General features: G+C 65.4%; 12 protein-coding genes. 9 read left to right on the top strand and 3 right to left on the bottom strand.

Annotated features, from left to right (window positions below):
• The first annotated feature begins 47 nt into the window (after window positions 1-47).
• From HNO82_RS20160 to HNO82_RS20185, 6 genes are all read left to right on the top strand, one after another.
• Complete coding sequence (locus tag HNO82_RS20160; RefSeq protein ID WP_175344898.1) at window positions 48-1,670, top strand: ABC transporter substrate-binding protein; 1,623 nt, start codon at window positions 48-50, stop codon at window positions 1,668-1,670.
• Between the two features lie 100 nt (window positions 1,671-1,770).
• Window positions 1,771-2,727, top strand: a complete 957-nt coding sequence (locus tag HNO82_RS20165; RefSeq protein ID WP_008326288.1) for an ABC transporter permease — start codon at window positions 1,771-1,773, stop codon at window positions 2,725-2,727.
• A complete protein-coding gene (locus HNO82_RS20170; protein WP_034349852.1) occupies window positions 2,724-3,605 on the top strand; it encodes an ABC transporter permease in 882 nt (293 codons plus the stop codon). Before HNO82_RS20165 ends, HNO82_RS20170 begins: the two co-directional genes overlap by 4 nt.
• A gap of 4 nt (window positions 3,606-3,609) precedes the next feature.
• Entirely contained in the window at window positions 3,610-5,547 is a 1,938-nt protein-coding gene (locus HNO82_RS20175; RefSeq protein WP_175344899.1) for an ABC transporter ATP-binding protein, read from the top strand.
• Between the two features lie 227 nt (window positions 5,548-5,774).
• Entirely contained in the window at window positions 5,775-6,509 is a 735-nt protein-coding gene (locus HNO82_RS20180; RefSeq protein WP_175344900.1) for a cupin domain-containing protein, read from the top strand.
• Window position 6,510: 1 nt separating this feature from the next.
• Window positions 6,511-7,836 carry an NAD(P)/FAD-dependent oxidoreductase gene (locus tag HNO82_RS20185; RefSeq protein ID WP_175344901.1) on the top strand — a complete coding sequence of 442 codons (1,326 nt, stop codon included), beginning with the start codon at window positions 6,511-6,513 and terminating at the stop codon, window positions 7,834-7,836.
• Window positions 7,837-7,842: 6 nt separating this feature from the next.
• On the opposite strand, the gene HNO82_RS20190 is transcribed toward HNO82_RS20185, so the two are convergent.
• Window positions 7,843-8,787, bottom strand: coding sequence for a LysR family transcriptional regulator (locus HNO82_RS20190; protein ID WP_175344902.1), 945 nt, complete (start codon window positions 8,785-8,787; stop codon window positions 7,843-7,845).
• Between the two features lie 126 nt (window positions 8,788-8,913).
• Here HNO82_RS20190 and HNO82_RS20195 point away from each other — a divergent pair, with 126 nt between their 5' ends.
• The 3 genes from HNO82_RS20195 to HNO82_RS20205 are packed head-to-tail and all read left to right on the top strand — an operon-like array spanning window position 8,914 to window position 12,097.
• Complete coding sequence (locus tag HNO82_RS20195; protein WP_175344903.1) at window positions 8,914-9,312, top strand: RidA family protein; 399 nt, start codon at window positions 8,914-8,916, stop codon at window positions 9,310-9,312.
• A gap of 46 nt (window positions 9,313-9,358) precedes the next feature.
• Entirely contained in the window at window positions 9,359-10,840 is a 1,482-nt protein-coding gene (locus HNO82_RS20200; RefSeq protein ID WP_175344904.1) for an aldehyde dehydrogenase family protein, read from the top strand.
• Between the two features lie 45 nt (window positions 10,841-10,885).
• The gene (locus tag HNO82_RS20205; protein WP_175344907.1) at window positions 10,886-12,097 is read left to right on the top strand and encodes a M20 aminoacylase family protein; all 1,212 of its coding nucleotides are present in this window, start codon (window positions 10,886-10,888) and stop codon (window positions 12,095-12,097) included.
• On the opposite strand, the gene HNO82_RS20210 is transcribed toward HNO82_RS20205, so the two are convergent.
• Together HNO82_RS20210 and HNO82_RS20215 are read right to left on the bottom strand one after the other, a co-directional pair.
• The gene (locus tag HNO82_RS20210) at window positions 12,084-13,214 is read right to left on the bottom strand and encodes a DSD1 family PLP-dependent enzyme (protein WP_175344905.1); all 1,131 of its coding nucleotides are present in this window, start codon (window positions 13,212-13,214) and stop codon (window positions 12,084-12,086) included. The genes HNO82_RS20205 and HNO82_RS20210 overlap by 14 nt on opposite strands.
• A gap of 129 nt (window positions 13,215-13,343) precedes the next feature.
• On the bottom strand, window positions 13,344-14,240 hold the full coding sequence (locus tag HNO82_RS20215; RefSeq protein ID WP_175344906.1) for a LysR family transcriptional regulator: 897 nt from the start codon (window positions 14,238-14,240) through the stop codon (window positions 13,344-13,346).
• Window positions 14,241-14,618 lie beyond the last annotated feature (378 nt).

A 14,618-nucleotide genomic window follows, 5' to 3' on the forward strand; every position in this document is an offset into this window, starting at 1 on the left:
AGCAGACCAGTGGTCTTCGTGGTTGAACTTTTATCGTGAGGCATTTCATGAGCAAGCAGGAAAACGGACATCACCCCCAAGAGGGTTCCATCATCACCGGCGACGCGCTGGAACACGTGCAGGGCGGCTTCACCCGCCGCGACATGATGCGTACCCTGCTGGCTGGCAGCCTCATGACGGTTGGCGGCACGGGCCTGTTGACCGCCAGCGGCAGCGTCATGGCGCAGACCGGCAAGCGCGGCGGCAAGATGCGCATCGCTACCCAGACCAGCTCCACCGCTGACACACTCGACCCGGCCAAGACCGCGCACTCCACCGACTACACCCGGGTGCACATGTTCTACAACGGCCTGACCAAGCTCGATGGCAAGCTCGCGCCGCAAATGGTGCTGGCCGAAGAAATGCTGACCACCGACGCCATCACCTGGACCGTCAAGCTGAGGAAGGGCGTGGTCTTCCACGACGGCAAGCCGTTCACCCCGGCTGACGTGGTCTATTCCATCATGCGCCACAAGGATCCGGCCACCGCGTCCAAGGTCAAGGTCGTGGCCGACCAGTTCGAGTCGGTCAAGGCCACCGGCCCCAACGAAGTCCAGATCAAGCTCACCAGCGCCAACGCCGACCTGCCGGTGATCCTGGCCACCGCGCAGTTCCTCATCATCCGCGATGGCACCACCAACTTCAGCACCCCCAACGGGACCGGCGCCTTCAAGCTCAAGGAATTCACCCCGGGCGTGCGCACCATCGGCGTACGCAACGAGAATTACTGGAAGCCGGGCCTGCCCTACCTGGACGAAGTCGAACTGTTCGGCATCCCCGACGAAGCCGCGCGCGTCAATGCGCTGCTCTCCGGCGACGTGCACTGGATCAACGACGTCAACGCCCGCTCCACCGGCCGCGTCAAGGGCACCCCGGGCTACACCGTCATGGAAACCAAGTCGGGTCAGTACACCGACCTGGTCATCCGCCAGGACCAGGCACCGGGCAACAGCATGGACTTCACCCTGGGCATGAAGTACCTGCTGGACCGCGAACAGATCAAGATGGCCGCCTTCCGTGGCTATGCCGTCACCGCCAACGACCAGCCGATCGACCCGACCAACCGCTTCTACTTCGCCGGCCTGCCGCAGCGTCCCTACGATCCGGACAAGGCCAAGTTCCACCTGGAGAAGGCCGGCGTGCTGGGCAGCACCATCCCCATCGTGGCCTCGGTGGCCGCCACCGGTTCGGTCGACATGGCCGTGCTGATGCAGCAGAGCGCCGCCAAGATCGGGCTGAAACTGGATGTCAAGCGCGTGCCTGCCGATGGTTACTGGTCCAATCAGTGGATGAAGGTGCCGGTCGGCTTCGGCAACATCAATCCGCGCCCCAGCGCCGACATCCTGCTCACGCAGTTTTTCAAGTCGGATGCACAGTGGAACGAATCGGGCTGGAAGAATCCGCAGTTCGACCAGTTGGTGGTGGCCGCCCGCGGCGAGACCGATTTCACCAAGCGCAAAGCCATGTATGCCGACCTGCAGACCATGATCCACGAGAAGTGCGGCCTGGGCATCCCGGTCTTCATCATCAATCTGGAAGGCATGAGCACCAAGGTCAAGGGCATCGATCCGGTGCCGCTGGGTGCGTTCATGAACTACACCTGCGCCGAGTACGTCTGGCTGGACGCGTGAGTACGGGAAAGTCTCACGCCTGACGCACGCTGTCAGTGGAAGTCGCGCGGGACCGGTCCATCTTGATGGCCGGCCCCGCCACTCGTTACCGAGGAAAGCTATGAATGGAATGGTCCTGCGTCTGATCGTGCGTCGCCTCCTGCAGGCGGTGCTGACGCTGCTGCTGGTCTCGGCCGGCATATTCTTCATCACCAACCTGTTGCCGGGCGACGCCGCCCAGACCGCGCTGGGCCAGGCGGCCACGCCCGAGACGGTGGCCGCACTGCGCCTGCAATATGGTCTGGATCTGCCGGCCCCGGTGCGTTACGCGCACTGGCTGGGCAATCTGCTGTCAGGAAATCCCGGCATGTCACTGGTCAACAATGTGCCGGTGGCGCAGATGATTGGCGGCCGCCTGCCGGCCTCGCTCATGCTGGCCGCCGTGACGGCCCTGGTGTCGGTGCCGCTGGCGCTGTTCCTGGGCATCTTCTCGGCCATGTATCGCGGTTCCTTCTTTGATCGCGCCGTCAACGTCAGTGCGGTATCGATGGTGTCGGTGCCGGAATTTCTGGTGGCCACCGTGGCCGTGATGATCTTCGCGGTCAAGCTGCGCTGGCTCTCGGCCCTGTCGCATGTGGGCGATGCAGACACCCTGGGTGCCTTCGTCAAGGCCTATGCCATGCCGGTGCTGACCCTGTGCTGCGTGATCGTGGCCCAGATGACGCGCATGACGCGCGCCGCCGTGATCGACCAGTTGCGTTCGTCCTACGCCGAGATGGCCTTGTTGAAAGGTGTCAAGCGCACCCGCATCGTGCTGCGCCATGCCTTGCCCAACGCCATCGGGCCGATTGCCAATGCGGTGGCGCTGAGCCTGTCCTACCTGCTGGGCGGTGTCATCATCGTCGAAAGCATCTTCAATTACCCCGGCATCGCCACCTTGATGATCGATGCCGTGACCACCCGCGACATGCCGCTGGTGCAAGCCTGTTCCATGATCTTCTGCGCCGGCTACCTGCTGCTGGTGCTCACCGCCGATGTGCTGGCCATTGTTTCCAATCCAAGGTTGAAGACCCGATGAAAGCTCTCCACGACTCTACCGGCAGCGAAGCCGGCGCGCCTGTGGCTGCGGCCACCGCACCGGCCAGGCGCGTACGCCGCCACTCGACCATGGCCTGGATCGGCATGGCCATCGTCGGCTTCTGGATCCTGATGGCCATCATCGGCCCCAGCCTCTCGCCCTATGACGCTACCGCCATTGTCGATACCGACGTGTTCTCCGGCATGAGCCACAAGTTCCTGCTGGGCAGCGACTACCTGGGCCGTGACATGTTGAGCCGCATCCTCTTCGGCACCCGCGCCACCATCGGCCTGGCCCTGCTGTCGACCCTGGTGGCCAGCCTCTCCGGCACGGCCATCGCGCTCTTCGCGGCCTTCTCGGGCGGCTGGCGCGATGCCGTCATCAGCCGTGCACTCGATGCCCTGATCTCCATTCCCAGCAAGATGTTCGCGCTGATGATGGTGGCCACCTTCGGTTCCTCCATGTTCCTGCTGGTGCTCACCGCCGCCATCACCTACATGCCCGGCGCCTACCGCATCGCGCGTTCGCTGGCAGTCAACGTGCAGGCCATGGAATACGTGCAGGCCGCACGGGCGCGCGGCGAGGGCGTGTGGTACATCATGACGGTGGAAATGCTGCCCAACATGATCCGTCCCGTGATGGCCGATTTCGGTCTGCGCTTCGTCTACGTGGTGCTGCTGCTGTCGGGCCTGAGCTTCCTCTCGCTGGGCGTGCAACCGCCGGACGCCGACTGGGGCTCGCTGGTACGCGAAAACATTTCCGGCCTGGGCGAGGGTGCCCTGGCGGTGATCATGCCGGCGCTGGCGATTGCCTCGCTGACCATCGGCGTGAACCTGTTGATCGATAACCTGCGCAGCAAGCGCGCTGCCAAGGAGTAAGCCCGTGAAGCAATTCGATATCTTCCTCGGCAAGGAAAACGGCGCCGGTGCCGGCGGTGCGGCTGGCGCAGCAGCGCAGCGGCCACTGGTGGAGGTGCAGGGCCTGCGCGTGAATGCCCGCAAGGATGACGGCAGTGAGGTCGAGATCGTCAAGAACGTCAGCTTCACCGTGGCGCCGGGCGAAGTCGTGGCCCTCATCGGTGAATCCGGTTCCGGCAAGACCACCATTGCGCTATCCCTGCTGGGTTATGCGCGCGCCGGCTGCCACATTGCCGGTGGCCAGGTGCGCATCGGTCAGCGCCAGATCGACCAGATGGATGAGAAGGCCCTGCTGGCCATGCGCGGCCACCACGTGGCTTACATCGCCCAGAGTGCAGCGGCCGCCTTCAACCCGGCCCGCACGCTCATGGACCAGGTGATCGAAAGTGCCCTGCAGCACGGCGTGATGGACAAGGCCGGCGCCATGCGCAAGGCGGTCGATCTGTTCCGCGCACTGGCCCTGCCGAACCCCGACAAGATCGGCGAACGTTATCCGCACCAGGTGTCCGGCGGCCAGCTCCAGCGCGTGATGGCGGCCATGGCCCTGATCACCGACCCGGAGCTGGTCATTCTGGACGAGCCCACCACGGCGCTGGACGTGACCACCCAGATCGAAGTGCTGCGCGCCTTCAAGAAGGTGGTCAAGGAAATCGGCACCACCGCCGTCTACGTCTCCCACGACCTGGCCGTGGTGGCGCAGATGGCCGACCGCATCATCGTGCTGCGCGATGGCGCCGTGCGTGAAGTCGGCAGCACCGGCCAGGTGCTGCATGCGCCCGCCGATACCTATACGCAAAGCCTGATCGCCGCTGCCTGCCCCGCTGCACGCGTGGTGCAACTGCGCGAGATCCTGCCAGAGACCGTGCCGGCACAAGCCAAGGCCCCCCTGCTGCGCATCAGCGGCCTGGTCGCCGGTTACGGTGCGCCGGATCGCCTGGGCCTGCCGGGCGTACGCATCCTGGACGACATCAACCTCACCATCCAGCGCGGCAGCACCGTGGGTATCATCGGCGAATCCGGTTCCGGCAAGACCACCCTGGCGCGTGCCGTGGCCGGCATGATCGCGCCGGCGCGCGGCAGCATCCAGCTCGATGGCGAGAATCTCTCGCCCACGCTCGAAGGCCGCACCCGCGAACAATTCCGCCGTGTGCAGATCGTGTTCCAGAATGCCGACACGGCGCTCAATCCGGCGCATACCATCGGCCGCATCCTGAACCGTCCGCTGTCCTTCTATCACGGCCTGAAGGGTGATGCCATGCGCCGCCGTACGGCCGAACTGCTGGATCTGGTCAAGCTGCCTTCCAGCGTGATCGACCGCCTGCCGGCCGAACTGTCCGGCGGTCAGAAGCAGCGCGTGAACCTGGCCCGCGCCCTGGCGGCCAAGCCCGATCTGATCCTGTGCGATGAAGTGACCTCGGCGCTGGATACGGTCGTGGCCGCCGCCATCCTGGAACTGCTGGCCGAACTGCGCCGCGAGCTGCAGGTGTCCTACATGTTCATCAGCCATGACATCAGTACCGTGCGCGCCATCTGCGACGACATCGTGGTGCTCTATGCCGGCCGCATGGTGGCCAACCGTCCGCGCGAAGCGATGATGGCACCGCCTTACCACCCGTATTCGCACCTGCTGCTGTCGTCGGTCCCGGCCATGCAGCAAGGCTGGCTGGAGCAGGTGGCCGGCGCCGGCCAGCACAAGCTGCCGCCCATCGGTGCGGTCGATCCTTCCCCCGAGATCTGCGCCTTCCTGCCGCGCTGTGCGCAGCGCATCGATGGTGTGTGCAACGTGGTGCCGCCACGCCGCCGCAATATGGAACATGGCGGAGAGATTCTCTGTCACCGCTCGGATGCCGATCTGCAGCAGTCGCAGAGGCCGCTGGTGCCGGTGGACGGCATCACGGTCTGATCCCCGCGTGGTCACCCTCTGTCTGCCTGGCGGCTGGCCAAGCCGGGCGGGTGAGGCAGCTTCACAGCATTAAGCCAGGCTTAATGCTGGATTCGAAGAGCATTAATCACAGCCACATGCCGGCGCCGTAGCATCGTCTGACATGAAGAAGAGATTCGGGCAGGACTGCAAGAGACCAGCCGAGCTGGCCGGACGGTCCCGCCCACCCCAAGGAAACAGGAGAAAAAATGACTGCAGCGTTGGTGTTGTACCGTGCCTCCGGCACCCCCGTATCCACCCCATTCCATCCGGGCGCGCTGGGCGCCTCCGACCCCTTCGCCGCCATGCGCGAGATTGCCTGGCAGGGCATTGGCGGCATGAGCGCAGGCCGCCTGCGTTTCGAAGGCAGCCTCGACATCGCCCGCTTCCCGCACCAGGAAACCCTGGTGGTGGTGCAAGGCGAGCTGACCATCGAAACCGAAGGCGCCGCGCCCCTGGTGCTCAAACCTGACAGCGGCGTGGTCATTGCCACCGGCGCCACCGTACGTCTTTCGGCCAGACAGCCCACGCTGGTGGTGTTCTGTGCCGCCGACTGCCCGCAGCCGGTGCAGCCGGGCGTGTTCCCGCTGGTGGCCGAGGCCAATTTCAAGCCCTCGGCCAATTCGCTGCCCAAGGAAATCCTGCTGGGCGAGGTACCCACCTGCCGCAGCGACAACGTGATCGATGAAAGCTCCATCGGCTGCAAGATCGGCACCTGGGATTCCACCCCTTATCACCGCATCGTGCGTGCCCATCCGGTCAATGAATTCATGCACATCCTCGATGGCGGCGTGCGCTTTGCCGAACCCGATGGCAGCGTGGTGGCCGTCGAGCGGGGTGATGCCGTCTTCGTGCCGCTGGGTGCGGCCATCGGCTGGGAGAGCAGCCAGCGCGTGGCCAAGTTCTACGTGGTGCAGACCGTGCCGGCCGAAGGAGGCAAGTAAAATGTCGCCCCCGCTCGTACAGGTCCAGAGTCCCACGATTCCCCCGGCCTCGGCCGATGTGGTCGTCATCGGTGGCGGCATCATCGGTATCTTCACCGCCTACTATCTGGCCAAGCGCGGCATCTCGGTGGCAGTGGTCGAGAAGGGCCGCATCGGTGCCGAACAATCCAGCCGCAACTGGGGCTGGTGCCGCCAGCAGAACCGCGACGCGCGCGAACTGCCCATGGCCACCAAGAGCATCGATCTGTGGGAACAGTTCTCCGCCGAGACTGGCGAAGATACCGGTTTTACACGCTGCGGCCTGCTCTATCTCTCCAACGATGATGAAGAAATCGCCCGCTGGGCAGCCTGGGGCGACTTCGCCAAGACCGCCGGCGTGACCACTTACATGCTCGATGCCAAGCAGGCTGCTGAACGCGGCCATGCCACCGGACGCGCCTGGAAAGGCGGTGTCTTCTCGCCCACCGACGGCACCGCCGACCCGGGCAAGGCGGCACCTGCCGTGGCACGTGCCATCATGAAGCTGGGTGGTCACGTGATCCAGCAATGCGCCGCACGTGGCATCGAAACCGAAGGTGGCCGCGTCTCGGGCGTGATCACCGAAGCCGGTGTCATCAAGACCAAGGTCGCCGTCATGGCCGGTGGTGCATGGGCTTCGTCGTTCTGCCATCAGCTGGGGATACGCTTCCCGCAGGCGTCGGTGCGGCAATCCATCATGAGCGTGGCGCCCATGGAGCAGCCCTTGCCGGGTGCGCTCTACACCTCGGGCGTCGCTGTCACCCGCCGCAGCAATGGCTCGTATGCGCTGGCCATCAGCGGCCGGGCGCGGGTCGATCCGACCATGCAGTTCCTGCGCTTCTCGCCGCAGTTCCTGCCGATGTTCGCCAAGCGCTGGCGCAGCCTGTCGCCGGGCGGGCTGGAAGCCTGGCGCAGCGGCCATGAGACCTTGTCGCGCTGGCGCATGGATGCGCCCACGCCCATGGAACGCATGCGCATCCTGGATGCGTCGGCCGATCCGGTCTCGATTCGCGCCACCCATCGCCGCGCCGTCGAATTGCTGCCACAGCTGGCGCAGGCCAAGGTCACGCATACGTGGGCCGGTTATGTGGACAGCACGCCTGATGGCGTGCCGGGCATCGGCGAGCTGCCGCAGACACCGGGCCTGATCCTGGCGGCCGGTTTCTCCGGTCACGGCTTCGGCATCGGGCCGGGTGCGGGCCACCTGATCGCGGACCTGGCCAGCGGTGTGGAGCCCCTCGTCGATCCGCGTCCCTATCACCCCAGTCGTTTTTCGGATTCGTCCTGGGGCAAGGTGGCCGATTTCTGAAGCAGTTCAGCGCCGCCAGGGCACGGGCTGGAAGGCCCGCTTGGCGGCATCGAGGAAGACGCGCTGGCGCAGCGTGAGACCCTGGCGGCCCGGCAGCAGCGCCATGATGGGCGCGGGATCGAGCTGCCAGCCGGGCAGCACGCGTTTGAGGCTGCCGTCGGCCACCAGATGCGCGCAGTCCCATTCGGAACGTGCCACGAAGCCTTCGCCATCGAGCGCCCAGTCGCGCGTGATGGTGCCGTCATTGGAAGACAGCGCCCCATTGAGCTTGACCGTGAGCGCCTTGCCGGTGCGGCGGCCAGCACTGTCGACGGGCGTCAAGCGCAGGCGGCTGAGGTCGTCGTCGTTCTCGCGCAGGCTGAGGTAGGGATACTCGGCCAGGTCGGAAGGATGCTTGATGCGCTGCATCCGTTTGGCCAGCCCCGGCGCGGCACACAGGAAGCGCGCATTGGGCGCGAGGAAGTGCCCGACCCAGGAAGAGCCCTTGACGCGTCCGATGGAAATGATGGCATCAGCGCCGGTGGAGGCCGCCAGCGGGCTTTCGGCCAGCAGCAGCGAGATGTTCAGCTTGGGATGGCTGCGGTGCAGATCTCGGATCAGCGGTGCCACGTAGCGGCGTCCGAAGCCGAAGGGTGCGACCACGCGCAGCGAACCGCTGACGTTGGCCAGGTTGCCGCCGGCCCCGCGATCCGATTCGCGCGAGACGCTGGCGGTGATGGATTCGATGCGCTCCAGGATGTCCATGGCTTCCTGCACCAGGCGCTGGCCTTCGTCGGTGAGCGCGAAGCCGCGTGCGGCGCGATTGGCCAGGCGCACGCCGACGCGGTCCTCGATGCGCTGCAGGCGCACCGTCACCGCCGGTGGCGTCAGGTCGAGCAGGCGGGCAGCACCGGCCAGCGAACTGGCCGAGCCCAGGGCACGCAGCAGCTGCATGTCATCGAGTTGCAGCATTAAAAACCTCTTAATGGTGAATTGAACGAACATTAAACATCGCTGAAGGTGTTTTGGCTACAGTCCATCACAGGAAATGCGTCGGTTATCCTGACCGGCCTTCCTTCCACTTCAGCCTGGCCCATCATGAACAACACCGCACACACCACCCCCGTCACCCTCAACCCGACCGGCCTGGCCACACCGGGTGGCCACTACAGCCACGTCGCCATCGGCAACGGCATGGTCTTCATCTCGGGGCAGTTGCCCATCGATGCCAGTGGCAACAAGCTCACCGAGGCCAGCTTCGAGGTCCAGGCCCTGCAGGTGCTGGCCAATGTGGAAGCCGCACTCGCCGGGGCCGGCAGCGACATCGGCAAGCTGCTGCAGGTCCGCATCTATCTCACCGATGTGGCGCACTGGCCTGCCTTCAACGAGATCTACGCACGCTGGGCCGGCAGCGCCCGCCCGGCGCGCGCCGTGGTGCCGGTCCCGGCGCTGCACTTCGGCCTGCAGGTCGAAGTGGAGACCACGGCACTGCTGTGACACTGCGCCGCACGCGCAACCAACCCCGACACAAGGACAACCCGACATGACCCGCACCGCTTCCACCGACACCGTCTCCCCGCTGGCGCACCTCAAGCGCAACGGCCGCCTGGATCACTTCTACATCGATGGCCAATGGCAGCGCCCGCAAGGCGAGGGAGTGGCTGCCGTGGTCTCGCCGGCCACGGAGGAACGCGTCTGCGAGATCGCACTGGGCAACGCCGCCGATGTGGACCAGGCCGTGCAGGCCGCGCGCCGGGCTTTTGCCGCCTGGGCGGCGACCTCGCCGCTGGAGCGCGCCGCGCTGCTGGGCCGGGTGCATGCGCTGCTGGTGGAGCGTACCGAGCTGTTCGCGCAGGCACTGACGCTGGAGATGGGCGCCCCCATCACCTATGCCCGCACCGCCCACGTGCCGCTGGCCGCCGAACACCTGCGCGTGGCGCGCGACAACCTGGCGGACTATCCCTTCATTCGTCCGCGCGGCACCACGGCCATCGTGCGCGAGCCGATTGGGGTCTGTGCCCTCATCACGCCCTGGAACTGGCCGATCTACCAGATCACCGCCAAGGTTGGCCCGGCACTGGCCGCCGGTTGCACCGTGGTGTTGAAGCCCAGCGAACTCTCCCCGCTGTCGGCGCTGCTGTTTGCCGAGATCGTGCATGAGGCCGGCATTCCGGCTGGCGTCTTCAACCTGATCAATGGCAGCGGTCCCGAGGTCGGTGCGGCCATGTCCTCGCATCCGCAGGTGGACATGATTTCCATCACCGGTTCCACCCGCGCCGGCGTGTTGGTGGCGCAGGCCGCAGCCGTCACCGTCAAGCGCGTGGCCCAGGAGCTGGGCGGCAAGTCGCCCAATGTGGTGTTGCCCGATGCGGACCTGGAACGTGCCATTCCGCCCGGCGTGGCGGCCGCTTTCCGCAACATGGGCCAGTCCTGCAGCGCGCCCACGCGCCTGATCGTGCCGCGCGCGGCGCTGGATCGCGTGCATGAACTGGCGCTGGCAACGCTGGCCCAGATGAAGGTGGGCGACCCCACCGATGCCGCGACGACCCACGGCCCGCTGGCCAACCGCGCGCAGTTCCTGCGGGTGCAGCAGATGATCGAGGCCGGCATGCAGGATGGCGCGCGCCTGCTGGCCGGTGGTGCCGGACGTCCTGACGGTCTGGAGCAGGGCTACTATGCCCGGCCCACGATCTTCTCCGACGTGCATACCGACATGGTGATCGCCCAGGAAGAAATCTTCGGCCCGGTGTTGGCCATCCTGCCCTACGACACCGTGGAGGAGGCCGTCGCCATCGCCAACGACACCGTCTATGGCCTGGGCGCGCACGTGCAGGGCACCGACAAGGACCAGGTGCGCGCCGTGGCCGCCCGCATCCAGTCCGGCCAGGTGCACCTGAACTATCCGGCCTGGGACCCGCAGGCCCCCTTCGGCGGCTACAAGCAGTCCGGCAACGGGCGCGAGTATGGCGTGGAAGGCATGGAGGAATACATGGAAGTGAAATCGATCCTGGGCTACTACGCCTGATCGCCTTCATCACCGCCGTCACGACGGCATGAACACATGAGCATCATGGAACACACCGAACATCCGCAAGACACCTTTCACCAGCACCGCGCCCACTGGGCCGGCCTGCGCCGCGACCTGCACGCGCATCCCGAGCTGCGTTTCGAGGAGCATCGCACCGCCGACGTGGTAGTGCGGGAACTGCAAGCGCTGGGCTATGAGGTCACGCGCGGCCTGGGCGGCACCGGCGTGGTGGCCAGCCTGCCGGGCAGCGATCCGCAACGCGGGATCGTGCTGCGCGCCGACCTCGATGCCTTGCCCATCGTCGAGGCCAATGACTTTGCGCACGCCTCGTGCAGCCACGGCATCATGCACGCCTGCGGCCATGACGGCCACACCGTCATGCTGCTGGGCGCGGCACGCGTGCTCAAGCAGCAGCCGATTTTGCCGGGCAGCGTGCACTTCGTCTTTCAGCCGGGGGAAGAGGGTGGGGCGGGAGCGCGCAAGATGATCGATGACGGCCTGTTCGAGCAGTTTCCGACCGAAGCCGTGTTCGGCATGCACAACTGGCCCGGCTTGCCGGCCGGACAGTTCGGTTTGCGCACCGGTCCCATCATGGCTGCCGGTTCGCGCCTGAAGATCACCATCACCGGCAAGGGCGCCCATGCGGCCCAGCCGCACCTGGGGCTGGACCCGATCCCGCTGGCCTGCTCCATGGTCTTGCAGTGCCAGACCATCGCCGCGCGCCACAAGGATCCGGTCGACCCTGCCGTCATTTCGGTCTGCATGTTCCATGCAGGCGATACGGATAACGTCATCCCGGACCGCGCCGAATTGCGCGGCACCATCCGCACCCTGTCCTCCACCTTGCAGCAGAAGCTGCAGGAAGACATCCGCCGCATGTGCCATGCGCTGGCCGACGCCTATGGGGCCAAGGTCGAGGTGGAATTCTTCCAGTACTACCCGGCCACCATCAACACCCCGGCCGAGACCGACTTCTGTGAAAGGGTGATTCGCCAGACCTTCGGTGATGCACGCATCCGTACCGGCATCCCGGCCAACATGACCTCGGAGGATTTCGGTTTCATGCTGGAGGAGCGGCCCGGCACCTATGTCCTGATCGGCAATGCGCCGCAGGACCGCGCCTCGCATTCGCTGCACCACCCGCACTACGACTTCAACGACGACATCATCGAAGAAGGCGTGCGTTACTGGGTGGCGCTGGCGCAGTCCTGGTTTGGCAGCGGCCTCAAGGGCGGGGCGCTTACCAGCCGTTGAAGCGCGGCCAGGTGGCCACGCTGCCATCGGCGGCGATGGCCCGGTATTCCTGATATTGCGCCCCGGTGGCGCAGGCATGGTTGGGCAGAATACGCAGGCGCGTACCGATGGGCAGGTGCTCTGCGATCTGCGCATCCGGACTGCCCTGGCGCGACAGGATGCCGTGTTCCTGGTTGGCCCCGCTCATGAGGTAGCCCTCCAGCACCTTGCCATCTTCCGTACAGACCTGGCCATAGCCGAAGTCGTGCCTGCGTCCTTGCGTGCCGCGGTCGCGACTCATGGCCATCCATCCTGCATCGACGATGGCCCAGCCTTTCTCGGGCTGGTGGCCGATCACGGTGGTCAGCACGCTCAGGGCGATCTCGTCCATGGTATTGACGCCCACGTTGTGCATCACCAGGTCGAACATGGCATAGACACCGGCACGTACTTCGGTCACGCCCTGCAGGTGTTCGGCGCGTAGCGCGGTCGGGGTCGAGCCGATGCTGACCACCTCGCAGGGCAGGCCGGCTTCGCGCAGGCGTTCGGCGGCCCGGACGGATCCGGCGCGTTCCTGTTCGGCCACGGCGATGAGGGCGGCGTCGTTGTCGTAGTCATAGCTGGAGCCGGCATGGGCGATCACGCCGCCGATACGCATGCCGCCGGCGTGGAGCACCTTGCCCACGGCCAGCAGGGTGGCGTCTTCCGGGGCGATGCCGGAGCGATGGCCATCCACGTCGATTTCAATCCAGACTTCGAAGCATTCCTCTTGCGCCTGCCCGAACGCCACGATGGCTTCGGCGCAGGCCACGCTGTCGGCCACGATCTTGAGGTCGCAGCCCTGGCGGCGCAGCGCCAGCGCCTGGCCCAGCTTGGTGGGGGCCATGCCGACGGCGTAGACGATGTCGGTAATGCCGGCAGCAAAGAACTGTTCGGCTTCCTTGAGGGTGGAAACGGTGATGCCGCGCGCACCGGCCTGGAGTTGCGCCTGCACCACCTGCTGGCACTTGGTGGTCTTGACGTGCGGACGGAAGCGCACGCCCAGCGCATCCATGCGCTGCTGCATGCGGGCGATGTTGTGCTCCATGCGGGAGATGTCGATCAAGGCGGCGGGCGTGGGCAGGGTGGCCAGGCTCATGGGGAACTCCTGAAGAGGGTAGGTCGATGAGCATCGACTATAGGAGATCGGGATTGCGCTGTGCTTAATGCTCGGTGAATCGAGCATTAAGCTGTGTTTAATGCACCGTCCTGCGGTCCACGCGCCGCATCAGGTCTGCTGGAACTGCCGTATTGTCTCCAGCACGTTCACGGTGGCCTTGTCGAGGTTGGGGAGGGCGCGATGGGCCACGCCGATGTGGCGCTTGAGCACCGGCGACAGCGGCACGATACGCACATCCTTGTGGCGGTCCAGCTCGGCGGCCAGGGGCTGTTCCAGCGGCAGGATGGCCGCGCCGTAACCGGCGGAGACCAGGCTCTTCATGGCTTCGTTGTAGTTCAGTTCGATGCGCGCGCGCGGGTTTTCACCGGCCTCGGCAAACCAGGCCATGGTGAGCCGGTACATCTGCGTGGTGGCGTCGTTGAAGATCATGGGCTTGTCCATCAGCCAGCTCGGCTTGATGGCGGCGGGCGATTTCCAGGTGGCCGGCAGGAAGGCCATCATCCGGTCACTGCGCCAGTGGGTGATCATGATTTCCTTGGGCGTCGGGATGGGGATGGCCACCAGACCGATATCGAGCGTGCCTTCCTGCAGGCGCGCCATGGTCTCGTTGGAGCCCATGATGTTGACCTCCACGTCGATGCCGGGGAAGCTGTTTTCCAGCTGGCGCAGTACGCGGGGCAGCAGGTTGACCACCACGCCCGTCGACGTCCCGAGGCGCACCCGGCCGACCTTGCCTTCCACGTGTTTCCTGGCCACATCGAGGAGGTCGTCGGCATCGCGCAACAGGCGCCGCGCCCGGTCGATCACCAGCGCGCCCAGCGCCGTGGCCTGTACGCGACGGCTGCCGCGCATGAGCAGGGCGCTGCCCAGGCGCTCTTCGAGGTCGCTGACATGCAGGCTGATCGTGGGCTGCGCCAGGTGCAGCGCATTGGCGGCAGCGGAGAAGGTGCCGAGGTCGACGATGGTGACCAGCGTGCGCAACTGGTCGAGGCTGAGTTCTCTCATCAGGGTTCCTGATAGTGGCGGTTATTGGGGTGAATTTTACCAATGGCTTCGAGCGCTGGTGGCAGGACCTCCATATCCGTGCGGACAGCAGGAGCTGGCATTGACTGAGTCGAGAACGTAGTGCTTGCGGCGCCGGTTCGTCATGTCATACCGGTCAGTGCCGTTTGGATAAATGAAAGAGACATGAAGGCTATCAAAGGTATTTCTCATCAGATCAAAAAACTGATCTTCGAAAGCAATCAAATCTGCCAAAACCCCTGCCATTAAGTTTCTTGGAAATGAGACATTTCTGATATTTCAGAAAGAGACAAGAAAATAGACTGCGCCTCGAATCGATAAGGCATCCGGCCCGGGTCGATCTCGCAAAAAGGGGCGATC

The sequence above is a fragment of the Herbaspirillum sp. C9C3 genome (assembly GCF_013359625.1).
GTDB lineage: Bacteria > Pseudomonadota > Gammaproteobacteria > Burkholderiales > Burkholderiaceae_D > Herbaspirillum.